Source organism: Larkinella sp. C7 (assembly GCF_006149005.1).
GTDB lineage: Bacteria > Bacteroidota > Bacteroidia > Cytophagales > Spirosomataceae > Larkinella.
Window position 1 is genome coordinate 1 of the sequence record NZ_VBSL01000127.1, and the last position, 506, is coordinate 506.

Genomic DNA, 506 nt, shown 5'->3' on the forward strand with positions numbered 1-506 from the left:
TCCAAAATTAGAACCTTGGGCTTACTGGCAACCGTTCTGGCAAAAGCTAGGAGTTGCCGTTGGCCAGTCGAATAGGTCGAACCTCTTTCGGTAACTGGTTCATCATAACCCTGGGGCAGTTTCTCAATAAAGTCAGCGGCATTAACAAACTCTGCTGCTGCCCGAACTTCCTGATCAGAGATATCCTGATACATGCGGATGTTGGAGCTAATAGTCCCGTGATAGAGGAAGGGGTCTTGGAGAACCAGACCGACCGAACGACGAAGCTCGGCTTGCGAATAATCTCTGATATCATGGCCATCCAGGAGAACCTGACCCGAGCCAAATTCGTAAAAACGCATGAAAACATTGATAATGGAGGACTTGCCCGAACCAGTCGGACCGACAAAGGCGATGGTTTGGCCCTTCTTGACGCTAAAGCTGATATTATCCAAAATCTGCCGTTTGCCATCATAGGAAAAGCTGACATTTTTGAATTCGATATTGCCCTGGGTAACCTGGAGGTC

The 506-nt window shown here is 48.2% G+C and carries 2 protein-coding genes; one reads left to right on the forward strand and one right to left on the reverse strand.

The genetic code is table 11. The features are described 5' to 3' along the window. On the reverse strand, positions 1–395 hold a 395-nt coding region (locus FH871_RS34715), incomplete at its 3' end, for an ATP-binding cassette domain-containing protein (protein ID WP_229317772.1). On the opposite strand from FH871_RS34715, the gene FH871_RS34720 reads away from it, so the two are divergent. Next, the coding region (locus FH871_RS34720; protein WP_229317775.1) for a hypothetical protein at positions 294–506 on the forward strand (213 nt) is incomplete at its 3' end. The two genes, FH871_RS34715 and FH871_RS34720, sit on opposite strands and share 102 nt — an antisense overlap.